Below are 23,679 nucleotides of genomic sequence, written 5' to 3' on the forward strand. Positions count from 1 at the left end.
ACTTCTGACTCCCCTCCGGCTTCCGGGAGGGGCTTCTTCTTACTCCCCTCCCGCTTGCGGGAGAGGCTGGGGGAGGGCACTCTGAGAGCGTGCCGCGCGACATCCCCTCCCCTAGCCCCTCTCGCAAGCGGGAGGGGAATGCCAAGCGGCAAGCTGCCGAAGCCTCCGGTCGCCGCGGCGAGCGCCTGGCCGGCTGGTGGCTCCGCCTCAAGGGCTGGCAGATCCTCGCGCGCCGCGTGCGCACGCCCGCCGGCGAAGTCGATCTGATCGCCCGCAAAGGCACGCTCGTCGCCTTCGTCGAAGTCAAAATGCGCGCCACCTCGGCCGAACTCGATTATGCGATCGACGAGCGCCGACTCGCCCGCGTCGCCGCAGCCGCCGAATATCTCATGGCGACATATGCCGGCCCAGGCGATGACATCCGCGTCGATGTCATCCTCCTCGCGCCCGGCACGCGGCCGCGCCACATCGAGAATGCGTGGATCGGCTGAGGCCGAGCGGGTGACAGCGCGGCCATCGCCCCCTATCTGCGCTCACGTCATTTGGACGGAGAATATCGATGAGCCTGACAGTCGCCGTCCAGATGGACCCGATCGCGCATATCAACATCGCGGGCGATTCGACCTTCGCGCTGATGCTCACCGCGCAGGAGCGCGGGCATAAACTGTTCCACTACAGCGCCGAAGACCTGAACTATTCGAACGGCCGCGTCTGGGCGAAGGCCGATCCGGTCACGGTGCAGCGCGTCGTCGGCGATCATTACAGCTTTGGCGAGCCCGTCAGCCTCGATCTCGGCGACGAGGCCGACGTCGTGCTGATGCGGCAGGATCCGCCGTTCGACCTCGGCTATATCACCGCGACGCATTTGCTCGAGCGGATCGCGCACAAGACGCTCGTCGTGAACAACCCCGCCTCGGTGCGCAACGCGCCCGAAAAGGTGTTCGTGCTCGACTACCCGCAGTTCATGCCGCCGACACTCGTCACGCGCAGCCTCGACGAAGCGCGCGCCTTCCTTAGCGAGCATGGCGAAATCGTCATCAAGCCGCTCCACGGCAATGGCGGCAAGGCGATCTTCAAGGTCGGGGCGGACGGCGCGAACCTCTCGGCGCTGATCGAGGTGTTCAACACGATGTGGCGCGAGCCGCACATGGTGCAGGCGTTCCTTCCCGCCGTCGCCAAGGGTGACAAGCGCATCGTGCTGATCGACGGCGAGGTCGCCGGCGCGATCAACCGATTGCCCGGCGAAGGCGAGATCCGCTCGAACCTGGCGGTCGGCGGGTCGGCGGTGAAGACCGAACTGACCGAGAAAGAGCGAGAGATCTGCGCGGTGCTTGGGCCCGAGCTCAAGAAGCGCGGGCTGCTGTTCGTCGGGATCGACGTGATCGGCGGGGAGTGGCTGACCGAGATCAACGTCACCTCGCCGACCGGGATCGTCGCGATCGAGCGCTTCGACGGCACCGATGTCGCCGGGCTGATCTGGGATGCGATCGAGCGCAAAGTGCGTGCCTAAAGCTCCTCTCCCGCTTGCGGGAGGGGCTGGGGGAGGGCCTGTCCTCCTTTCCACCGCCCCCGCCAATCTCGCGTACAGCCCCTCCCCTAACCCAGCGTCAGGTCGGTCAGGCCCACGACCTGACCTGAAGGATGCGGGGCATCCTTCACCTGCCGCTCGCAAGCGGGAGGGGAATGCGTGACCGACTTCATCGTCAACCTCACGGCGTGGGGCGGCTATTTCGGCATCTTCGTGTTGATGGTGCTCGAAAACGTCTTTCCGCCGATCCCGTCCGAAGTGATCATGGGGCTCGGCGGGATCGCGGTCGCACGCGGGCAGATGACGCTCGTCCCGCTGATCGTTGCGGGCACGGTGGGGACGGTCGTCGGCAATTATTTCTGGTACGCGATCGGCTATCGGCTCGGTTATCACCGGCTGCGGCCGTTCGTCGATCGCTATGGCCGCTGGCTGACGCTGGACTGGCAGCATGTCGTCGCGCTCGAGCGCTTCTTCCAGTCGCGCGGGCAATGGGTCGTGTTCGTGTTCCGCTTCATGCCCGCCTTTCGCACGATGGTGTCGCTGCCCGCGGGGATGGCGCGGATGTCGCACGCGCGCTTCCTGCTGTGGACTGCGGCGGGCTCGGCGATCTGGAATACCGGGCTGGCGTTTGCCGGCTATTACCTCGGCGCCAATTTCCGCGAGCTCGATCGCTTCATCGGCCCCGCCGCGATCGCGCTGACGGTGGCGATCATTGGCGGCTATGTCTGGCGACTGCTGCGCTGGAAGCCACGCGCCTAGAAGCGCTTAAATTCGAGCGCGATCCCCCATCCGTTCGGGCTGAGCTTGTCGAAGCCCTGCCCTCCTCCTGCGCGCCGCGCGCCAGGGGAGAGCAGCCCTTCGACAGGCTCAGGGCGAACGGGTGGGAAGGTCGAAGCGGCCTAAGCCCGCGGATGCGCGTTGCGGTAAACGTCGAGGAGATGCGCCGCATCGACCTGTGTGTAGATTTGCGTCGAACTCAGGCTCGCATGGCCGAGCAATTCCTGCAGCGCGCGCAGATCGGCGCCGCGCCCGAGCAGGTGCGTCGCGAACGAATGCCGCAGCGCATGCGGCGTCGTGCGGTCGGGCAGCCCGAGCCGCACGCGCGCGCCCTGCACCGCGCGGCGCACCAGCCGCGGGGACAGCGGCCCGCCCTTCGCGCCGCGGAAGATCGGCGCGTCGCGCGCGGTGCCGTAGGGGCTGAGCGCGACATAGGCCTCGACCGCCGCGCGCACTTGCGGGAGCAGCGGGACGATCCGCGTCTTGTCGCGCTTGCCCGTCACGCTGAGCGTCGCGCCGAGCGGCAGCACCGCGCCGGTGAGCGACAGCGCCTCGGCAACGCGCAGGCCCGCGCCGTAAAGCAGCAGCAACACCGCGAGATCGCGTGCGCCGATCCAGGGCTCGCTGGCATCGTCGGCCACATCGTCAGCAAGCGCGACCGCCTCGTCGGGTGAGATCGGCCGCGGCACGCCTTTCCTGACGCGCGGGCCCTTGAGCCGCGGGGTGGTGCCCTCGCCCGTCGCGAAGGCGAGGAAGCCGCGCACCGCCGAGAGTTCGCGCGCGGCGGAGGCATTGGTCAGCCCCTCGCCGCGGCGTTGGGCGAGGAAGGCGCGCAGATCGGCGGTGTCGGTCTGGGAGAGCGCTGCGCGGTCGACGGCTTCGCCCCAATGCTGCGTGAGAAACCCGCACAGCCGCGTCGCGGTCGCCTCATAGGCGCGCACGGTATGCACCGAGCGACGCCGGTCGCGCGCGAGGTGATCGGCGTAGAGGCGGGGGAGGTTGGACATGGCTGTGGGTGTAGCGCAGCGCTTGCCACACGTAAGCCCCTCCCCTTCAGGGGAGGGGTTGGGGTGGGGAAGTCACCGGCGCCCCGTTCTGCGAGACCTCCCCCATCCCATCCCCTGAAGGGGAGGGGCGACCGAAGTTCAACCCTTTGCACCCGCCCCCGCGACCCGCCATATGCGCTCCATGTCCCGCGCCCGCGTCCTCGTCCTCAATTCCGCGCTTGGCCCGCTCGATTACCGCGTGCCGCATGGCATGAGCGTCGAGCCGGGCTCGGTCGTCGTCGCGCCGCTCGGGCCGCGACAATTGCTCGGCGTGGTTTGGGAACCCGAAAACATGCCCTCCGACGCCGAGGTCGGCGACAACCGGCTGCGCAACCTGGTTGGCGTCGTCCCGGTGCCACCGCTCGCGGCACCGCTGCGCCGGCTGATCGAATGGACCGCGGACTATTACCTCGCGTCGCCCGCGGCGGTCGTGCGGATGGCGTTGTCGTCGACCTCGGCGCTGGAGGGCAGCAAGACGATCACCGAATATCGCGCGACCGGCGACGTCCCCGCACGCCTCACCCCGCAGCGCGAACAGGCGCTCGAGAAGATCGGCAGCTTCCAGGGCCTGATCCGCGAGCTCGCCGCGCTCGGCGACGTGTCCGACGCGGTGATCCGCGGGCTCGTCAAAGTCGGCGCACTCGAGGCGATCGAGGTCGATATCGACAGCCCCTTCCCCGCCCCCGATCCCGACCACGCGATCCCGGCGCTCTCGCCCGACCAGCGCGCTGCGTCGAGCACACTCGTCGCCGACGTCACCGCGCGCGCCTTCGCGCCGACCTTGCTCGACGGCGTCACCGGCTCGGGCAAGACCGAAGTCTATTTCGAGGCGGTCGCCGCGGCGATCCGCGAGAACCGCCAGTGCCTCGTGCTGCTCCCCGAAATCGCGCTGACCGAGCCCTTCCTCAAACGCTTCGCCGCGCGCTTCGGCGTCCAGCCGGTCGCGTGGCATTCGGGCCTGCGCCAGTCGCAGCGGCGGCGCGCGTGGCGCGGCATCGCCAGCGGGCAGGCGCTCGTCACCGTCGGCGCGCGCTCTGCGCTGTATCTGCCCTACGCCAACCTCGGCCTGATCGTCGTCGATGAAGCGCATGAGACGAGCTTCAAGCAGGAAGAGGGCGTGCATTATCACGCCCGCGACGTCGCGGTGATGCGCGGCAAGTTCGAGGAGATCCCGGTGATCCTCGCGTCTGCTACCCCCGCAATCGAGACGCGCCAGCAGGTCGCGCTCGGCCGCTATGCCGAGGTCAAGCTCCCCGGCCGCTGGGGCGCCGCCGAGATGCCCGCGATCGAGGCGATCGACCTGATCGCCGAACCGCCCGAGCGTGGCCGCTGGATCGCGCCGCGGCTCGTGAAAGCGATGGAAGCGACGCTCGAACGGCGCGAGCAGTCGCTCCTGTTCCTCAACCGCCGCGGCTACGCGCCGCTGACGCTGTGCCGCACCTGCGGCCACCGCTTCCAATGCCCGAATTGCACCGCGTGGATGGTCGAGCACCGCCTCGTCCGCCGGCTCGCGTGCCACCATTGCGGCCATACCGAGCCGGTCCCCAAGATCTGCCCCGAATGCCATAACGAGGATACGCTCGCCGCGGTCGGCCCCGGGGTCGAGCGGATCGCCGACGAAGTGACCGAACTGTTCCCCGCCGCCAAGATCGCGGTGGTCACCTCGGACACGATGTGGTCGCCCGCCAAGGCCGCCGAGTTCGTGGCAAGGATGGAGGCGCACGACATCGACATCGTCGTCGGCACGCAGCTCGTCACCAAGGGCTACCACTTCCCCAACCTCACGCTGGTCGGCGTGATCGACGCCGACCTCGGTCTCGACGGCGGCGACCTGCGCGCGAGCGAGCGGACCTTCCAGCAGATCTGCCAGGTCGCCGGGCGCGCGGGCCGCGGCGCCAAGCCGGGGCACGTCTATATCCAGACGCACAGCCCCGACGCCGCGGTGATGAAGGCGCTCGTCTCGGGCGATTCGGAGGCGTTCTACAGTGCCGAGACCGAGCATCGCCGCGAGGCCAACGCCCCGCCATTCGGACGCTTCGCCGGGATCGTCGTGTCGAGCGAGGACCAGCAGGCCGCGCTCGAAACCGCGCGGCTGATCGGCCGCAGCGCGCCGGTGCATGAGGCGATGGAAGTCTATGGCCCCGCCCCCGCTCCGCTCGCGATGTTGCGCGGGCGCCACCGCTTCCGCCTGCTGATCCACGCCAAGCGCGGGCTGGCGGTGCAGGATGTGGTGCGCGAGTGGCTCGGCGGGCTCGACTGGCCGAGCAAGGTGCGCGTCGTGGTCGACGTCGATCCCTACAGCTTCGTCTGACCGCGCGCGCTCAGTGCGCCACGCCGGACGCTTGCGTAATCTTGCCGTTGAGGCGCGCGACCAGCCGCGGGTCGATCGGGCAATGGAAGGCGATCCCTTCGAGCGTGTCCTTCGTCCAGGTGACCTTCGACACCACCACCATCTTGCCGATCGTCAGGATCAGCTCGTCGCCCTTGAGCAGCGCGGGCTTCGGCCCGCGGATCATCGCGCCGCGCGCCGAAATGCTGACGATCTCGACCTCCTGCGGCGTGATCCCATAGCCGCTCACCTGGCCGCGCAGCGGCGAGAGCTGGTCGCCATCGAGCCGGCGCTGATAGTGCGACACGCGCCTGGTGAGCTCGGCCATGACGATCGCGGCGAGCCGCTCCAGTTGCTCGCACTCATGCGCCCGGAAGTCGCGGCGCGGCGCCGAATCGATCACGCACACGCTGCCGATGTTGAGCCCGCGCGGCGTGCGCAGCGGCACACCGGCGTAAAAGCGGATATACGGCGCGCGGACGACCAGCGCGTTGCTGCTGAAGCGCGAATCGCAGCGCGCGTCGGGCACGACCAGCACCGCATTCGCCGCGATCGTATGCGTGCAGAAGGCATCCTCGCGCCGCGTCTCCTGCAAGCCGAAGCCCGACCGCGCCTTGAACCACTGCCGATCGTCGGCGACGAACGAGATCAGGCTGCACTCGGCGCCGAACAGGCTGCGCGCTAGCCGCACGACATCGTCGAACACCGTCTCCGCGGGCGTGTCGAGCACAGCGTAGCGCTCGAGCTCGTCGAGCCGATCGGGCTCGTTCGCGGGTATGGGATACGATCTGGCAAGCGACATCGTCGGTCCTTCGTTGCTTTCCCCGGATCGCCAACCGCTAAGTGACACTGCCACAACGCCCTTTGCGGTCCACTACGGCATTAACTTGTGTCTATTATAGGATGGAGTCGCCGCGAGCGGTCCAGAGCGCTCCCGCGAGATCGCGCCAGGCGGCAAAACCACTTTCCGCTATTCTCGCTGGGCGCTTCCTGTCAGAATCGCGCGAATGATCCTGCTCACTCGCTCCTTCGCCGCGCGGCTCCGCGCGGGCCTCGCCGCCATGCTCGCGCTCGTCGGCTTTGCCATGCTCGCCGCCTCCCCGGCGCGCGCCGACGACATTTCGGCGACCGCGCGCGGCGTGGTGCGCGTCGTCACGATCGCGATCGTCGACGATGAAGTGGTCGGCTTCGGCCATGGCAGCGGCTTTGCGGTCGGCCCCAACCGCATCGTCACCAACGCGCATGTCGTCGAACTGCTCGCGCGCTATCCCGGCAACGTCGTGATCGGGATCGTCCCGTCGGAGGGCTCGAAAAGCTATCAGGGCAAGATCATCGCGCTCGACACCGTGCACGATCTCGCGCTGATCGAATTCACCGGCAAGCCGGTGCCGACCGTCGCGCTCTACACCGGCCCAGTCAACGAAGGCGGGATGGTCACCGCGCTCGGCTATCCCGGCAATGTCGATCTCGCCACCGCGAAATCGGCGGTCGACTATATCCATCCGCTCTCGCCGATCCGCTCGGAGGGCGTATTCTCGGGGCGGCGGCAGATGTCGGGGACCGCGGTGATGCTCCACACCGCGCAGATCGCGCGCGGCAATTCGGGCGGGCCGCTGCTCGATCCGTGCGGCCGCGTGATCGGCGTCAATTCCGCGATCACGCGCGGCGAGGAGGGCGATTCGAGCTTCGGCTTCGCGATCGCCAATAGCGAGCTCACCGCCTTCCTGATCCGCGCCAAGCAAAGCTATGCCGCGGTTGGCACGCCGTGCACGAGCATCGCCGAGATCGACAAGGTCGAGGCGCAGGCCGACGCTAATGCCGCAGCGCTGGCCGACAGCGCGCGGCGCGATGCCGCGGGCAAGGCCGTGCTCGCGCAGGAGGCCGCCCTGGTCGCCGCGCGCGATGCCGCCGACCGGCACCGCGAGAATGTGATGGCGATCGCGACGCTGGTGCTGGTGCTCGGCGCGCTCGCGGTCGGTGCGGGCGGCCTGCTCGACGCGCAGGCGCTGCGGCGCGCGGCGATCTGGGCGTGGGGGCTCGGCGGGCTGATGATGGTCGGTGCGGTCGTCCTCTTCCTGCTGCGCCCGACCGGCGTTGCGCTGCCGAGCAGCAGCGCGGCGCTCAAGGCGGCGTCCGCACCGGCCGTGTCGTCAACCGCGCCGCTCGGCACGCTGCTATGTCGCTTCGTGCCCGAGCGCAGCCGCGTCGTGTCCTCGTCGACCACCGACACGACGATCGAGTGGGGCAAGGCCGGCTGCATGAACGGCCGCACGCAATATGCCGAGAATGGCAGCAAGTGGGACCGCATCCTCGTCCCCGCGCAGGAGCAGACGGTGTCGGTGCTGCAATTCGACCCGGCGACGCGCAGCTATGTCACCAAGCGCTATTTCCTCGGCGCCGACGAGATGGACGCGATCCGCAAGATCCGCGCGCAGGTGACGCTCAAGGCCTGCTCGCCCGACGAAGCGGGCCGCGCCAGCCTCGCCTCGCAACAGGCCGCGATCCGCACGAGCCTGCCGGCACAACCCAATGAGAAGATCGTGTACAGCTGCACCCCGGCGGCGGGCAGCGCTGCGGCCACGCCGCCGTCAGGCGGGTAACCGGTCGATCCGGGCGGCGAAGCAGCCCGGCTTGGCATTGTGCGCGTGGAGATAGGCGGCGCGCGGATCGGCAAAGAAGCGCGCGATCGCCGCGGCGAGATCGCGGCCCTCGACGACATCGGCTTCGATCATCATGCCGTCGCGATCGAAGCTGCGCAGCGACAGCAGCCGAATCGCCAGTTGCGGCGGCACCTCGTCGACGAAGCGCGCAGCTTTGAGCGCGCCCTCGCGCACGAAGATCGCGTGGCGCGAGCGATACGGCGTGGCGACGGGCAGATGCTCGTAATTGACCAGCAAGACGGTTTCGCCCGGCACCGCATCCTCGAGCGAGATGCGGCACGGGAAGCCCGGCGTGGCATCGACCGTCATGCGCAGCGCGCCCCGCTCCGCCAGTGCGTCATCGGACAGGCCGTATAGCGGCACGAACGGCGCGGGATCGAGGCCGTCGATCGTGAACCGCGTCATTTCACACCTTCACGGTCGCGCAGCGCGACCTTGCGATCGATCCCATAGGCATAGCCGCCGAGCGTCCCGTCGGCGCGTTGCGCACGGTGGCACGGCACGACGATCGACACGGGGTTGGCGCCGCACGCCGTCCCCGCCGCGCGCACCGCTTTGGGATTGCCCGCGGCGGCGGCGAGTTCGGCATAGCTGCGCGTTTCGCCGAGCGGGATGGCGCGCAACGCCTGCCAGATCGCCTCCTGAAACGCCGTGCCGCGCACATCGAGCGGCAGATCACGGTCGCGGTCGGGCGATTCGACGCTGGCGACGACCTGCGCTGCGAGCGTGGCCAGCGCCGCACCGCCGGGGAGGATCTCGGCCTGCGGGAAGCGCGCGTGGAGTGCCGCTTCGTCTTCGTCGAACGACACGCGGCACAGCCCCTTGTCGGTCGCCGCGACCAGCATCGCGCCGAGGCTGGTGTCGGCGATCGTCCAGCGGATCGTCACCCCCTCGCCGCCCCGCGCCCACGCGCTCGGGCTCATCCCAAGTCGCTTGGCGCCCGTCTCGTAGAATCGGCTCGGCGCGGAATAGCCCGCCTGGTAGATCGCCTCGGTCACGCTGCGCTCCTGCGTCAACGCACGCGCCGCGCGTTGCGCCAGCAGCCCGCGGGCGTAGGCCGCCGGCGTCACGCCGGTCGCGCGCTTGAACAGCCGGTGGAAATGGTGCGGCGCATAACCGACCGCGGCGGCGATCGCGTCGAGCCCGACGGGCGCCTCGGCCGCCTCGAGCATTGCGATCGCCCGCGCCACGGCTACGCGATCGCGCCCGACCTCGTCGGGGTTGCAGCGCAGGCAGGCGCGGAACCCGGCCGTGCGCGCTGCCTCGGGCGTGCGATAGAAAGTGACGTTCTCGCGCTTGGGGTGGCGTGCCGGGCAGCTCGGCTTGCAATAGATGCCGGTGGTCTTCACCGCGCCGACGAAGCGCCCGTCGGAATGGCGGTCGCGCGCTTCGAACGCCGCCCAGGCTGCGCGAGAATCGATCGGCGAGTCGAGGGAGAGCGGGTCTGTCATGCTGATGGTGTAGCTGCGTCACCGCACGCTGCCATCCCGCGCCTTGCGCTCAAAGACCTGCACGGGCGCGCGTCCTTCAGGCGGCGTTCAGCAAGCCGAGCGGCCAATACTCGCGGCGATAGGGCCACTCCGTGCGCATGACTTGCAAGCCGTCCACGCCGATGCTAACCGCTCGCCATCCCATCTGAAGGCGCATTCCCCAGCGCCCTCTTTTTGCATGGGGCCACCATTCGTGCCCAAGAGGACCTCAATCGCGTGGAAGCATCCGGCGGTATTCAAGCAAGCTTAAGCGGCCGCTATGCCACCGCTTTGTTCGAGCTCGCGCGTGACACCAAAAGCATCGACGCGGTCGAGGCCAGCCTTGGCCGCGTGCGCGCCGCGATCGCCCAGTCGAGCGAGTTCGCACAGCTGATCGGCAGCCCGGTCGTCTCGCGCCAGCAGGCGGCGAAGGCCGTCGCATCGGCTGCCGAGATGATCGACGTCGACGATACGACGGCGAAGTTTCTCGGCGTGCTCGCCGACAACCGGCGTCTGTCGCAGCTCCCGGCGATCATCCGCGCCTTCCGCGACCTGGCCGCGCGCCACCGCGGCGAGACGACCGCGGAAGTGACTTCGGCGCATCCGCTCACCGAAGAGCAGGTCGAGGCGCTCAAGCAGCAGCTGCGCACCCGCATCGGCACCGACGTTTCGGTCGATCTCTCGGTCGACCCCACCCTCCTCGGCGGTCTGGTCGTCCAGATCGGCTCGCAGCGGATCGACAGCTCGATTCGCACTCGTCTCAATGCTCTCGCGCACGCGATGAAAGGTTAAGTCATGGATATCCGCGCCGCAGAAATCTCGAAGGTCATCAAGGACCAGATCGCCAATTTCGGCACCGAAGCGCAGGTTTCGGAAACCGGCCAGGTGCTCAGCGTCGGTGACGGCATCGCGCGCATCTTCGGGCTCGACAACGTCCAGGCGGGCGAGATGGTCGAATTCTCGAACGGCGTGCAGGGCATGGCGCTCAACCTCGAGGCCGACAATGTCGGCGTCGTGATCTTCGGGTCGGACTCGCAGATCAAGGAAGGTGACGTCGTCAAGCGCACCGGCACGATCGTCGACGTCCCCGTCGGCAAGGCGCTGCTCGGCCGCGTCGTCGATGGTCTCGGCAACCCGATCGACGGCAAGGGCCCGATCGAGACGACCCAGCGTAGCCGCGTCGAAGTCAAGGCACCGGGCATCATCCCGCGCACCTCGGTCAACGAGCCGGTCCAGACCGGCCTCAAGGCGATCGACGCGCTCGTTCCCGTCGGCCGTGGCCAGCGCGAGCTGATCATCGGCGATCGCCAGACCGGCAAGTCGGCGGTCGCGATCGACACCTTCATCAACCAGAAGGCCGCGCATCAGGGCGACGACGAGTCGAAGAAGCTCTATTGCATCTACGTCGCGGTCGGCCAGAAGCGCTCGACCGTCGCTCAGCTCGTCCGCACGCTGACCGAGCAGGGCGCGATGGATTACTCGATCGTCGTCGCGGCAACCGCGTCGGACCCTGCTCCGCTGCAGTTCCTCGCACCGTACACCGGTTGCGCGATGGGCGAATATTTCCGCGACAACGGCATGCACGCCGTCATCGTCTATGACGATCTGTCGAAGCAGGCCGTCGCCTACCGCCAGATGTCGCTGTTGCTGCGCCGCCCGCCGGGCCGCGAAGCCTATCCCGGCGACGTGTTCTATCTTCACTCGCGCCTGCTCGAGCGCGCGGCGAAGATGAACGACGCCAACGGGGGCGGCTCGCTCACCGCGCTGCCGATCATCGAGACGCAGGCAGGCGACGTGTCGGCCTACATTCCGACCAACGTGATCTCGATCACCGACGGCCAGATCTTCCTCGAGACCGACCTGTTCTTCGCGGGCATCCGTCCCGCCATCAACGTCGGTCTGTCGGTGTCGCGCGTCGGCTCGGCCGCCCAGACCAAGGCGATGAAGAAGGTCTCGGGCTCGATCAAGCTCGAGCTCGCGCAGTATCGTGAAATGGCGGCGTTCGCGCAGTTCGGTTCGGACCTCGATGCCTCGACGCAGAAGCTGCTCAACCGCGGTGCTCGCCTTACCGAGTTGCTGAAGCAGGCGCAGTTCGCGCCGATGCCGTTCGAAGAGCAGACCGTGTCGATCTTCGCTGGCACCAACGGTTTCCTCGATACCGTGCCGGTCAACGCAGTTGTCCGCTACGAGCAGGCGATGCTCGCCGAGATGCGCAGCAGCCACGCCGATCTCCTCACCGACATCCGCGACAAGCGCGACCTGTCGAAGGAGACGACCGAGGCGCTGAAGACCGCGCTCGGTGCGTTTTCGAAGACGTTTGCGTAAAACCAACCACGTCGCCCCGGCGCAGGCGGGGGCCGCTCAGTAACAGAGCGATCCCGGCCTTCGCCGGGATGACGGAAAAGGGAAGAACGAGTTGGCAAGCCTAAAGGCCCTCAAGATCCGCATCGGCTCGGTGAAGTCGACGCAGAAGATCACCAAGGCGATGAAGATGGTCGCAGCCGCCAAGCTGCGCCGTGCGCAGGAAGCGGCGATCGCGGCGCGTCCCTACGCCTTGCGCCTCGAGCAGGTGATGGCGAGCCTCGCATCGAAGGTGACCGTCAGCGAATCGAGCCCCAAGCTGCTCGCCGGCACCGGCAAGGACCAGGTCCATCTGCTGGTGATCGCGACCTCGGAGCGCGGCCTCGCAGGTGCGTTCAACTCGAACATCGTCCGTGCGGCGCGCCGCAAGGCCGAAGAGCTCGAGCGCGCCGGCAAGACCGTGAAGTTCTACATCGCCGGCAAGAAGGGCCGCGTGATCAAGCGCTTCTTCCCGACGCAGATCCTCACCGATCACGAGATGAGCCACATCAAGACCGTCGCCTTCGTCGATGCCAAGGCGATCACCGACGATCTGATCGTGCGGTACGAGGCGGGCGAATTCGACGTCGCGCATCTGTTCTACGCCCGCTTCCAGTCGGCGCTGGTGCAGGAGCCGGTCGGCCGCCAGATCATTCCGGTCGCGCTGCCGTCCGCCGCGAACGACGTCGCCGCATCGTCGGCAACCGCCGCGGTCGAATATGAGCCCGACGAGGAATCTATCCTCGCCGAGCTGCTGCCGCGCAACATCGCGATCCAGATCTTCGGCGCGTTGCTCGAGAATGCCGCGTCGGAGCAGGGCAGCCGCATGACCGCGATGGACAATGCGACGCGCAATGCCGGCGACATGATCAATCGCCTGACGATCCAGTACAACCGCAGCCGCCAGGCCGCGATCACCACCGAGCTGGTGGAAATCATCTCCGGCGCCGAAGCGCTCAAGTAGTCGATACGAGGAAAGCATCATGGCAACCGCCCCAGACACACTCGCCCCGGCGCTTACGAACAGCGTTGGCCGTATCAGCCAGGTCATCGGCGCCGTCGTCGACGTGACCTTCGAGCAGGATCGCCTGCCGGCGATTCTCAACGCGCTCGAGACGTCGAACAACGGCAACCGCCTGGTGCTCGAAGTCGCGCAGCATCTCGGTGAGAATACCGTCCGCACGATCGCGATGGACTCGACCGAGGGCCTGACCCGCGGCCAGGAAGTCACCGACACCGGCTCGCAGATCCGCGTCCCCGTCGGCCCGCAGACGCTCGGCCGCATCCTCAACGTCATCGGCGAGCCGATCGACGAGCGCGGTCCGGTTGGCCACACCGAGACGATGCCGATCCACGCACCGGCTCCCCTCTTCGTCGACCAGTCGACCGAGAGCGCGATTCTCGTCACCGGCATCAAGGTCATCGATCTGCTCGCGCCTTACGCAAAGGGCGGCAAGATCGGCCTGTTCGGCGGCGCCGGCGTCGGCAAGACCGTGCTGATCCAGGAACTGATCAACAACATCGCCAAGGGCCACGGCGGCACCTCGGTGTTCGCCGGCGTCGGCGAGCGTACCCGTGAGGGTAACGATCTGTACCACGAGTTCCTCGACGCAGGCGTCATCGCCAAGGATGCCGACGGCAACCCGACGCCCCAGGGCTCGAAGGTCGCGCTCGTGTTCGGCCAGATGAACGAGCCGCCAGGCGCGCGCGCCCGCGTCGCGCTGTCGGGCCTGACGATCGCCGAATATTTCCGCGATGTCGAAGGCCAGGACGTGCTGTTCTTCGTCGACAACATCTTCCGCTTCACGCAGGCGGGTTCGGAAGTGTCGGCACTGCTCGGCCGTATTCCTTCGGCGGTGGGCTATCAGCCGACGCTGTCGACCGACATGGGCGCGCTGCAGGAGCGCATCACGTCCACGAACAAGGGCTCGATCACTTCGGTGCAGGCGATCTACGTTCCGGCAGACGATCTCACCGATCCGGCGCCGGCAACCTCGTTCGCCCATTTGGACGCAACGACTAACCTCAACCGCGCGATTTCGGAGCTGGGCATCTACCCGGCGGTCGATCCGCTCGACTCGACCTCGCGCGTGCTAACCCCGGCGATCGTCGGCCAGGAGCATTACGACACGGCGCGTCGGGTTCAGGAAACCCTTCAGCGTTACAAGTCGCTGCAGGACATCATCGCGATTCTCGGCATGGACGAGCTGTCGGAAGAAGATAAGTCGACCGTGTCGCGCGCGCGGAAAATCCAGAAGTTCCTGTCGCAGCCGTTCCACGTCGCCGAAGTCTTCACCGGCATCAGCGGCAAGTTCGTCCAGGTCGAAGACACCGTGAAGTCGTTCAAGGCCGTCGTCGACGGCGAGTATGATCACCTTCCCGAGAGCGCCTTCTACATGGTTGGCGGCATCGACGAAGTGATCGCCAAGGCCGAGAAGATGGCCAAGGAAGCGTAACGCTTCTTACCTTACTAGCCCTCTCCCGCCTTCGCGGGAGAGGGTTGGGTGAGTGTCTTCTTCTTCGCCGCGCTGCGGACAAGAAGAAGACCCTCACCGACTTCGACTAGGCCCGCATGAAGAATGCGGCCCAAGTCTCCGTAGCCTCTCCCGTGCAAGCGGGAGAGGGCCTGGAGAAGGACAAGACATGCTGCACTTCGAACTCGTCACCCCTGAAACGCTCGTCCGGTCTGAAGAGGTCTATATGGTCGTCGTCCCCGGCACCGAGGGCGATTTCGGCGTGCTCGAGGGCCATGCGCCCGTCATGTCGACGATCCGCGACGGCGCGCTGTCGGTCTATCGCACCGAAAAGGGCGAGCCCGAACTGATCGCGATCGAAGGCGGTTTCGCCGAGGTCTCGACCAGCGGCCTGACCGTTCTGGCCGAACGCACGCTTTAAACGCAGCGGTCGCCGCTTCCGCCCAACGCCGAGGCGCCGCCGCCATCGACTGCTTACTTGCGCAAGGCCTGCGCCGGCGCGTACCGGCGGATCAAATCTCCAGAAAGGTGCGCGCTGGTCCGCACCGACCTCCGCGCTCCTCACTCCGGCATCGATGCCATGCCCGAACGATACCGCGTGCGCCGCGGATCCGCGGCCAAGCCCGGCAAACGCCCGCGGCGGCCCTTCAACACATAGTGAATTCCCGTCCCTGTGCCCCCCGTTCGCGTGGTTAGGAGATTGTAAAAGCTTGCACGCTACGTCGGTGCGGATGAGAAGGAAGCAGGCCGCATGAGTGCATTTGGGCGTCGACCAGGCATGGCAGGTGCGGGGACGCGTCCCGCGTTCGGCGTAGCGCGCCCGATGCAGGGTGGTGGATCGCGTCCGGCAGATGGCGAAGCGGGGCCGGCCGCAGGCGAGCAATTCCCGCCGCTGCCCGGCATGCCGTCGCTCGACGTCGATCCGCTCGGCACCATGCCGGGCATGCAGCAGGATGCGATGCAGCGGCTGGCCGATCGCCAAGCGCTGTCGGGCGATGCCGGCAGCTCGAAAGTCGAGGGTTTCGAAAGCTCGATCCACAAGATCAAGGAGCAGGTGCTTCCGCGCCTCCTCGAACGCGTCGACCCAGAGGCGGCGGCGACGCTCGACAAGGACGAGCTCGCCGAGGAATTCCGCCCGATCATCGGCGAAGTGCTCGCCGAGCTGAAGCTGACGCTCAACCGGCGCGAGCAGTTCGCGCTCGAAAAAGTGCTGGTCGACGAACTGCTCGGGCTCGGGCCCTTGGAAGAATTGCTCGCCGATCCGAACATCACCGACATCATGGTCAACGGCCCCGAGCAGACCTATGTCGAGCGCAAGGGCAAGCTCGAGCTCGCGCAGATCCAGTTCCGCGACGAGGAGCATCTCTTCCAGATCGCACAGCGCATCTGCAACTCGGTCGGCCGTCGCGTCGACCAGACCACCCCGCTTGCCGACGCCCGCCTCAAGGACGGTTCCCGCGTCAACGTCATCGTCCCGCCGCTCTCCTTGCGCGGCACCGCGATCTCGATTCGTAAATTTTCCGCCAAGCCGATCACGCTCGACATGATGGCGGGCTTCGGGTCGATGAGCCCGAAGATGGCGACCGCGCTGAAGATCGCCGGCGCGTGCCGCTTCAACGTCGTCATCTCGGGCGGTACCGGCTCGGGCAAGACGACGATGCTCAACGCGCTGTCGAAGATGATCGACCCGGGCGAGCGCGTGCTGACGATCGAGGACGCGGCCGAACTCCGCCTGCAGCAGCCGCACTGGCTCCCGCTCGAAACGCGCCCCGCCAACCTCGAAGGCCAGGGCGAGATCAGCATCCGCGATCTCGTCAAGAACGCGCTGCGTATGCGCCCGGATCGCATCATCCTCGGCGAAATCCGTGGCAGCGAGTGTTTCGACATGCTCGCCGCGATGAACACCGGTCACGACGGCTCGATGTGTACGCTCCACGCCAACTCGCCGCGCGAGGCGCTGGCGCGTATGGAGAACATGGTGATGATGTCCGACATCAAGGTGCCCAAGGAAGCGATCTCGCGCCAGATCGCCGATTCGGTCGAAATGATCATCCAGGTGAAGCGCCTGCGCGACGGTTCGCGCCGCGTGACCAACGTCACCGAGGTGATCGGCATGGAAGGCCCGGTGATCGTCACGCAGGAGCTGTTCAAGTTCGAATATCTCGACGAATCGGCCGATGGGAAGATCATCGGCGAATATCGTTCGATGGGGTTGCGGCCCTACACGCTCGAAAAGGCGCGGACGTTCGGCTTCGACCAGGCGTATCTCGAGGCGTGCCTGTAAGGGGCACGCGAACGCCAATCTCTGTTCGGGCTGAGCGTGTCGAAGCCCCACGCGCCACACGCGGGCCCTTCGCCAGCGGGGAGGGCCCTTCGACAGGCTTAGGGCGAACGGTATTAGGGTCCGCGCAAGCGGCCGAAGCCGTTCGCTACCCGTGCTGCGCGATGATCGCGCATCCCGCCGCCGCGATCAGCGCGAACATCTGGGTCGAGCGCCAATCGACCCAGCCGACGCGATCGAGATCATCGCGCCGGTCGCGCCGCCAGTCGGCGACGCCGGCCAGCACCGCCACCAAGACCGCGACGCCCGCGGCAATCCACCAGACCATGCCTCAGTCGCCGAGCTTCTCGATCTTCTCGTTCAACCGGCCGAGCTCGGCCTTGAGCGCCGCAATCTCGTCATCCTTGCTCATCGCGGCCGCCGGGGCGGGTTTCGCCTCCGCACCGGGCACCGCGCCGGGCACCGCGCCGGGCTTGAACGCGGCGGTCGCCGCCTCGAACATCGCCATGTTCTGCTTGGCGATCTCGGCAAGCGGCGTGTTGGCGAACGGCGACTGCGCGAACGCACCCTCGACCGCCGACTTGAACTGGCGCTGGTTGTGGCGGAAGCTGTCCATCGAGGCTTCGAGATAACCCGGCACCATCGCCTGCATCGAATCGCCGTACATCGCAATCAGCTGGCGCAGGAAGTTCACCGGCAGCATGGTCTGGCCACGCTGCTCTTCTTCCATGATGATCTGCGTCAGGATGTTGTGGGTGATGTCCTCTTCGGACTTGGCATCGAGCACCTTGAAATCCCGCCCCTCGCGCGTCATCGCAGCAAGATGCTCTAGCGTGATGTAAGAGGAGGTCTCGGTGTTGTAGAGTCGGCGGTTCGCGTACTTCTTGATCGTGACCGGGCCGTCGCCCGGGATGGTCTTCTTCATGAAGATTGGCTCCCCGTACCATGTTTGTAGCGAACCTATCATCTTTCGATACCGCATCGCAACACGGCCCGCGCCCCCTTCCCTTGTTTCTCGATATGTTGCGCGAAGAAACCGCAGCATCGCCCGAACGCCGCGCTGCGGCATTGGCGGGCCTGCGCGCCTATCAGGCGGCGCCGCGCGGCCGCGCGCGCAAGGCGATGCCGGCGCGGTATCGCAAGGGCCAGGCGCGGCTGCGCGACTATGGCGCCAAGGGTGCGACCGGGCGCGCGGTGATCGTCATCCCGTCGCTGATCAACCCGGCGCATATTCTCGACCTGCAGCCCGACGTCTCGCTGCTGCGCTGGCTCGCCAGCCAGGGCCATCGCCCGTTCCTGCTCGACTGGGGGACACACGGGCCCGCCGCGCACGCGCTCGACCTCGATGCGCACGTTGCCCGCATCCTGCTGCCGCTGATCGCCAAGTTTGCCGAACCGCCGGTGCTGGTCGGCTATTGCCTGGGCGGGACGCTGGCGCTGGCGGCGGCGTGCCTCGCGCCGGTCGCCGGGGTCGCGCTGATCGCGGCGCCGTGGCATTTCACCGGCTATGGCGCGCGCGCGCGCGACGACATAGCGGCCTTGTGGGCAACCGCGAAACCGGCGTGCGAAGCGCTCGGGCTGGTCCCGATGGAGGTGTTGCAGGCGGGGTTCTGGAGGCTCGACCCGGCTCGGACGATCGCCAAATATGAGGCGTTCGCCGCGCTCGCGCCCGACAGCGCCGCGGCGTGCAGCTTCGTCGCGCTCGAAGATTGGGCCAATGCCGGCGCCCCGCTACCGCTCGCGACGGGGCGGCAACTGTTTGAGGATTGCATCGCGCAGGACCGGCCCGGCAGCGGCGACTGGACGATCGGCGGCACCGCGATCACCCCGGCGGCGCTGCGCTGCGCGGCGATCGACTTCGTGTCGATGAACGATCGGATCGTCCCCGCAGCAAGCGCCGCGAACCTGGCCGACCGGCGCGATCTGGGCGCGGGCCATGTCGGCATGATCGTCGGCCGCGGCGCGCGCGCGCAACTGTGGGAACCACTGTCGGGCTGGTTAAATGCCCTTCCCGCGGCTAGATAACCGCCAAACCTATCCGGAGACGCGCCATGCACGATATCGTCATCACCGCCGCCAAGCGGACCCCCGTCGGCAGCTTCCTCGGCGCATTCGCGGCCACCCCCGCGCACGAGCTCGGCCGGATCGCGATCGAGGCGGCATTGGCGCAGGCGGGCGTTTCCGGCGACGAAGTGTCCGAGGTTATCCTCGGTCAGGTGCTGACCGCGGGCCAGGGGCAAAATCCGGCGCGGCAGGCGTCGATGGCGGCGGGCGTGCCGAAGGAAATCCCCGCCTGGGGCGTCAACCAGGTGTGCGGATCGGGCCTGCGCGCGGTGGCGCTGGCGGCGCAGTCGATCGCGTGTGGCGATGCGCGGATCATGGTCGCCGGCGGCCAGGAATCGATGTCGCTCAGCGCACACGCACAGAACCTGCGCGGCGGCACCAAGATGGGCAACGTCACGATGGTCGACACGATGATCAGCGACGGGCTGACCGACGTGTTCAACAATTATCACATGGGCATCACCGCCGAGAACCTTGCCGAGCAGTACCAGATCTCGCGCGAGGCGCAGGACGTGTTCGCGGTCCGCTCGCAGAACCTCGCCGAGGCCGCGCGCACCGCCGGCCGCTTCCGTGACGAGATCGCGCCCGTCACCATCAAGGGCCGCAAGGGCGACACGATCGTCTCGGACGACGAATATATCCGCGCCGGTGCGACGCTCGAGAGCGTTGCGGGCCTGCGTCCGGCGTTCAAGAAGGACGGCACCGTCACCGCCGCCAACGCCAGCGGCCTCAATGACGGCGCCGCCGCGCTCGTGCTGATGACGCGCGCCGAGGCCGAGCAGCGCGGCGCGCCGATCCTCGCGCGGCTCGCGAGCTGGGCATCGGCCGGGGTCGATCCTTCGATCATGGGGATTGGCCCGGTTCCCGCGACGCGCCGCGCACTGGAAAAGGCCGGGTGGAGCATTGCCGACCTCGACCTGATCGAGGCCAACGAGGCGTTCGCGGCGCAGGCGCTGTCGGTCGGCAAGGAGCTCGGCTGGGATCCCGAGCGCGTGAACGTGAATGGCGGCGCGATCGCGATCGGCCACCCGATCGGCGCCTCGGGCGCGCGCGTGCTGACGACTTTGCTGTACGAGATGGCCAAGCGCGACGCGAAGAAGGGACTCGCAACGCTTTGTATTGGCGGCGGAATGGGGATTGCCGTCTGCGTCGAGCGATAGGAATCGGGCAGATGCGGTGGGCCGTTGCATTCATTCCGTGAATGCAACGGATCTGTGACGAATTGGTCACAGGTTTAACAAACTGTCAGCTTAGGTTCATGTTTCCGATAAGAAGGGGTTGCGCCGGACCTATATTTCTCATTTGTTACCCCCAACCGGGCAGGCCCAATCGCCGCCCGGAAACGGGGATATTGTACATGAAGCTTCGAGCACTCCTATCCGCGACGGCGTTGAGCAGCGCAGCGTTGGTCGCCACCCTTCCGACCGCAGCCTTCGCGCAAACGACGCCGACCGACCAATCGAGCGCGCCACGCGGTACAGCACCTGAGGCCGCCACGGACCAGCAGGACAGGAGCCAGGACGAGTCGATCGTCGTCACCGGCTCGCGTATTCGCAGCCCGAACCTGGTGTCGGACGTCCCGGTTACGTCGATCAGCGGCGAAAGCATGCTCGCCAACGGCCAGACCAACATCGGTTCGGTCCTGAACGACCTGCCGCAGCTTGCCAGCAGCTTCTCGCAGCAGAATCCCGGTTCGGGCATCGGCATCGGCGGCCTCAACCTGCTCGACCTCCGCAGTCTCGGCACCTCGCGCACGCTCGTTCTGGTCAACGGCCGTCGCCACGTCGCGGCCGACATCCTGGTCAACGCGGTATCGCCCGACGTCAACTCGATCCCGAACGACCTGATCGAGCGCGTCGACATCGTGACCGGCGGCAACTCGGCCGTCTACGGTTCGGACGCGATCGCGGGCGTCGTCAACTTCGTCCTGAAGCGCGACTATAATGGCCTTCAGGTCCGCGGCTCGACGAGTGTCAACGAGCCCGGCTTCGGCGCGAACCAGTTCATTTCCGCCGTCGCCGGCCACACCTTCGCGGACGGCCGCGGCAACATCACGATCAGCGGCCAATTCTCGCATCAGGATCGCGTGTTCGCATCCGACATTCCGTTCGATCGCCAGAACAACGGCATCTTCACCGTCGACACCGATCCCAGCGGCTTGGCCAACGGCAGCGACGGATTCCCCGACGCGGTGTTCGTGCGCGATGTCCGCAGCGCGACGAACAATCCGTACGGCCTGATACCGATTCAGCAGACCCCCGGCATCGCCGCCTGCGGAACCGGTACGCTGCCGACCAACGGCGGCCCCAACAGCAGCGGCACGCCGTATAACTGCACCTACATCTTCACGCAGGATGGCCGCCTGACCCCGCAGACCGGCGCGCGCTTCGGCTCGGGTCCGACGGGCGGCATCGTCGGCGGCAACGGCGCGACCGGCCGCGAAGGCCAGACTGTCTCGATCCTGCCGTTCCTCGAGCGGTACAATTTCAACCTGCTGTCGCACTATGAATTCTCGCCGGCGGCCGAAGTGTTCCTCGAAGCCAAGTTCGATCGTGTGAAGGCGCTCGGCAACAATGCCGGACCGTCCTTCATTCAGACCGGCTCGGGCAACACGGGCAACGTCGGCGACGCACGCGAGCGTCCGCGCATCGACAACCCGTTCCTCAATCCGGCCGACCGCGCCACGCTGGCGGGCCTCATTCTCGCCTCGAACTGCAACACCAGTTTGACCGCGACCTGCCCGAGCACGACGAACATCGGCACGGCGGCCGTGCCCAATTTGATCCCGGGCAACCTCACCGCCGCCAACCGCGCCGCGATCGCGGATGGGTCGTATCGTTTCCAGCTCGCCCGCAACCTGCTCGACGTCGGTCTGCGCGACGAGAAGTTCACGCGCGACACCTTCCGTGTCGTCGGTGGTCTGCGCGGCAAGTTCAACGACGACTGGTCGTACGAAATCTCGGCGAACTATGGCGAGTTCAACCAGACGACCAACACCAACGGCTTCATCGATCGCCAGCGCTTCTCGCTCGCGATGGATGCCGGCCGCAACCCGGCCAACGGCCAGATCCAGTGCCGTGCGCAATATGATCCGGCCTCGGCGATCGCGATCCAGCGCGCCGGTTCGGGCGACGCGGCGGTCAACGCGGCCCGTCTGGCGGCGGACATCGCGGCGTGCAAGCCCTACAATCCGTTCGGTGGCTCGGACAACAGCGCCTCGGTCGCCTACTTCTCGCGTGCGTTCGATGCGAAGGCCAAGCTCACCCAGCTGGACATCCAGGGTTTCGTCAACGGCGATTCGAGCCAGTTGTTCGAACTTCCCGGTGGCCCTGTCCGCTTCGCGCTCGGCGGTGAATATCGTCGCGAGAAGGCCTATTACCGGCAGGATCCGTTCGTCACGGACGGCTACACCAACGGCGTCTCGATCCCCCTGTTCGACCCGCCCGCCTTCGTGGTGAAGGAAGCCTTTGGCGAAATCCAGGTGCCGATCCTGAAGGACGTGCCCTTCTTCAAGGAACTGAGCGCCACCGGTGCAGGCCGGTATTCGGATTACGGCAAGAGCCTCGGCTCGACCTGGACGTACAATGGTGGCGTGCAGTGGGCGCCGATCCGCGACATCCGCTTCCGCGCCAACTATGGTCGCGCGGTGCGTGCACCGAACGTCTCGGAGACCGGCTTCCCGCTGGTCCCGAACTTCGCGAACAACTTCCAGGATCCGTGCCAGGCCAACAACATCGGCGCCAACGGCGCCAATCGCACGGCCAACTGCACCGCGGCCCTGACCGCAGCACAGCGGACCAATCTCGTAAACGGCGTTTCGCTCCCGATCGTCAGCGGTAGCAACCCGAACCTGCAGCCGGAAACCTCGGACTCGTGGACGTTCGGTGGGGTCCTGCAGCCGAGCTTCATCCCGGGCCTGTCGATCACTGTGGATTATTACAACATCCAGGTGAAAGACATCATCGTCTCGGTGGCCGCGCAGACGATCGTCAACCAGTGCTACGACTCGGCAACGCTGAACAACGTGTTCTGCTCGGCCTTTTCGCGCTACCTGGGCGCGGGCACCGGTCCGGCGGGCGAACTGCCAGGCCAGATCCTCGCCAATTCGCTGGTCCAGGCACCGCTCAACTTTGCAAAGCGTGTTCGTAAGGGCATCGATTTCCAGGTCGCGTACCACACGGACCTGTCGGCGAACGTCAAGTTCAACACCAACATGATCTACGTCAAAACGCTGACGAACAGCGACTATCAGGATCCGACCAATCCGAACTTCGAGACGCACAATCTCGAAAACGTCGGCAACCCGACTGACGAATTCCAGTGGGATACCGATCTGGGCATCGGCCCGGTCACCTTCGGCTACCGCCTCCATCTAATCGGTCCGCAATATGTGACCTCTTACGCCAACTTCAACTCGGTCAACGGGTTCCCGCCGGCGAATAGCGATGCATCGGCGCCGATCAAATATCCGGTGATCACCTATTCCGACCTCCAGATGACCTGGGACATCGGCAACAAGGGCAAGAAGGACGCGTTCCAGCTCTATGCCGGCGTCGACAACGTGTTCAACCAGCTTCCGCCGCTCGGGACACTGGCGAACGGCGCTGGCACGGCGATCTACCGGTACAACGGTCGGGCCTACCATGCAGGCTTCCGCGCTCGGTTCTGATCGAGCACGAATACCTTCACGAAAGGGGCGAGAGAAATCTCG

General features: G+C 66.9%; 20 protein-coding genes. 14 read left to right on the top strand and 6 right to left on the bottom strand.

Features of this window, described 5'->3' with window-relative positions; genetic code table 11:
* Positions 1–89 precede the first annotated feature (89 nt).
* From U1872_RS07485 to U1872_RS07495, 3 genes are all read left to right on the top strand, one after another.
* Positions 90–491: a YraN family protein gene (locus U1872_RS07485; RefSeq protein WP_332792258.1), complete on the top strand. Its 402-nt coding sequence runs from the start codon at positions 90–92 to the stop codon at positions 489–491.
* A 68-nt stretch (positions 492–559) separates the two neighbouring features.
* Positions 560–1,510, top strand: a complete 951-nt coding sequence (gshB, locus tag U1872_RS07490) for a glutathione synthase (protein ID WP_332792259.1) — start codon at positions 560–562, stop codon at positions 1,508–1,510.
* Between the two features lie 177 nt (positions 1,511–1,687).
* Positions 1,688–2,287: a DedA family protein gene (locus U1872_RS07495; RefSeq protein WP_332792260.1), complete on the top strand. Its 600-nt coding sequence runs from the start codon at positions 1,688–1,690 to the stop codon at positions 2,285–2,287.
* A 140-nt stretch (positions 2,288–2,427) separates the two neighbouring features.
* Here the strand turns inward: U1872_RS07495 and U1872_RS07500 are convergent, their stop codons facing one another.
* The gene (locus U1872_RS07500; RefSeq protein WP_332792261.1) at positions 2,428–3,312 is read right to left on the bottom strand and encodes a tyrosine recombinase XerC; all 885 of its coding nucleotides are present in this window, start codon (positions 3,310–3,312) and stop codon (positions 2,428–2,430) included.
* Between the two features lie 172 nt (positions 3,313–3,484).
* Here U1872_RS07500 and U1872_RS07505 point away from each other — a divergent pair, with 172 nt between their 5' ends.
* The gene (locus tag U1872_RS07505; RefSeq protein ID WP_332792262.1) at positions 3,485–5,662 is read left to right on the top strand and encodes a primosomal protein N'; all 2,178 of its coding nucleotides are present in this window, start codon (positions 3,485–3,487) and stop codon (positions 5,660–5,662) included.
* A gap of 10 nt (positions 5,663–5,672) precedes the next feature.
* Here U1872_RS07505 and U1872_RS07510 read toward each other — a convergent pair whose 3' ends face one another.
* Positions 5,673–6,482 (bottom strand): GAF domain-containing protein, encoded by an 810-nt coding sequence (locus tag U1872_RS07510; RefSeq protein ID WP_332792263.1) that lies wholly within the window; start codon positions 6,480–6,482, stop codon positions 5,673–5,675.
* Between the two features lie 205 nt (positions 6,483–6,687).
* On the opposite strand from U1872_RS07510, the gene U1872_RS07515 reads away from it, so the two are divergent.
* Positions 6,688–8,280 (top strand): S1C family serine protease, encoded by a 1,593-nt coding sequence (locus tag U1872_RS07515; protein WP_332792264.1) that lies wholly within the window; start codon positions 6,688–6,690, stop codon positions 8,278–8,280.
* Here the strand turns inward: U1872_RS07515 and U1872_RS07520 are convergent.
* Together U1872_RS07520 and ada are read right to left on the bottom strand one after the other, a co-directional pair.
* Complete coding sequence (locus U1872_RS07520) at positions 8,269–8,745, bottom strand: DUF1203 domain-containing protein (protein WP_332792265.1); 477 nt, start codon at positions 8,743–8,745, stop codon at positions 8,269–8,271. The genes U1872_RS07515 and U1872_RS07520 overlap by 12 nt on opposite strands.
* Positions 8,742–9,791, bottom strand: coding sequence for a bifunctional DNA-binding transcriptional regulator/O6-methylguanine-DNA methyltransferase Ada (gene ada / locus U1872_RS07525; protein ID WP_332792266.1), 1,050 nt, complete (start codon positions 9,789–9,791; stop codon positions 8,742–8,744). Before ada ends, U1872_RS07520 begins: the two co-directional genes overlap by 4 nt.
* 255 nt (positions 9,792–10,046) lie before the next feature.
* Between ada and U1872_RS07530 the strand changes: the two genes are divergently transcribed.
* The 6 genes from U1872_RS07530 (at position 10,047) to U1872_RS07555 (ending at position 16,907) form a co-directional block, all read left to right on the top strand.
* Positions 10,047–10,601: a F0F1 ATP synthase subunit delta gene (locus tag U1872_RS07530; RefSeq protein WP_133186361.1), complete on the top strand. Its 555-nt coding sequence runs from the start codon at positions 10,047–10,049 to the stop codon at positions 10,599–10,601.
* Positions 10,602–10,604: 3 nt separating this feature from the next.
* Complete coding sequence (gene atpA, locus U1872_RS07535; protein WP_332792267.1) at positions 10,605–12,134, top strand: F0F1 ATP synthase subunit alpha; 1,530 nt, start codon at positions 10,605–10,607, stop codon at positions 12,132–12,134.
* A 91-nt stretch (positions 12,135–12,225) separates the two neighbouring features.
* A complete protein-coding gene (locus U1872_RS07540; protein ID WP_332792268.1) occupies positions 12,226–13,113 on the top strand; it encodes a F0F1 ATP synthase subunit gamma in 888 nt (295 codons plus the stop codon).
* Between the two features lie 19 nt (positions 13,114–13,132).
* On the top strand, positions 13,133–14,605 hold the full coding sequence (atpD, locus tag U1872_RS07545) for a F0F1 ATP synthase subunit beta (RefSeq protein WP_332792269.1): 1,473 nt from the start codon (positions 13,133–13,135) through the stop codon (positions 14,603–14,605).
* Positions 14,606–14,792: 187 nt separating this feature from the next.
* Positions 14,793–15,044 (top strand): ATP synthase F1 subunit epsilon, encoded by a 252-nt coding sequence (locus U1872_RS07550; RefSeq protein WP_332792270.1) that lies wholly within the window; start codon positions 14,793–14,795, stop codon positions 15,042–15,044.
* 330 nt (positions 15,045–15,374) lie between these two features.
* Positions 15,375–16,907 (top strand): TadA family conjugal transfer-associated ATPase, encoded by a 1,533-nt coding sequence (locus U1872_RS07555; protein ID WP_332792271.1) that lies wholly within the window; start codon positions 15,375–15,377, stop codon positions 16,905–16,907.
* 145 nt (positions 16,908–17,052) lie between these two features.
* Here the strand turns inward: U1872_RS07555 and U1872_RS07560 are convergent, their stop codons facing one another.
* Complete coding sequence (locus tag U1872_RS07560; protein WP_332792272.1) at positions 17,053–17,232, bottom strand: hypothetical protein; 180 nt, start codon at positions 17,230–17,232, stop codon at positions 17,053–17,055.
* 3 nt (positions 17,233–17,235) lie between these two features.
* Entirely contained in the window at positions 17,236–17,829 is a 594-nt protein-coding gene (phaR, locus tag U1872_RS07565) for a polyhydroxyalkanoate synthesis repressor PhaR (RefSeq protein WP_332792273.1), read from the bottom strand.
* Positions 17,830–17,849: 20 nt separating this feature from the next.
* On the opposite strand from phaR, the gene U1872_RS07570 reads away from it, so the two are divergent.
* The 3 genes from U1872_RS07570 (at position 17,850) to U1872_RS07580 (ending at position 23,637) form a co-directional block, all read left to right on the top strand.
* The gene (locus U1872_RS07570) at positions 17,850–18,929 is read left to right on the top strand and encodes an alpha/beta fold hydrolase (protein ID WP_443025347.1); all 1,080 of its coding nucleotides are present in this window, start codon (positions 17,850–17,852) and stop codon (positions 18,927–18,929) included.
* Between the two features lie 26 nt (positions 18,930–18,955).
* Positions 18,956–20,128 carry an acetyl-CoA C-acetyltransferase gene (locus U1872_RS07575; protein ID WP_332792275.1) on the top strand — a complete coding sequence of 391 codons (1,173 nt, stop codon included), beginning with the start codon at positions 18,956–18,958 and terminating at the stop codon, positions 20,126–20,128.
* A 197-nt stretch (positions 20,129–20,325) separates the two neighbouring features.
* Positions 20,326–23,637, top strand: coding sequence for a TonB-dependent receptor domain-containing protein (locus tag U1872_RS07580; RefSeq protein ID WP_332792276.1), 3,312 nt, complete (start codon positions 20,326–20,328; stop codon positions 23,635–23,637).
* Positions 23,638–23,679 lie beyond the last annotated feature (42 nt).

The organism is Parasphingomonas frigoris (genome assembly GCF_036663815.1).
In the GTDB taxonomy this organism is placed as follows: Bacteria; Pseudomonadota; Alphaproteobacteria; order Sphingomonadales; family Sphingomonadaceae; genus Sphingomonas.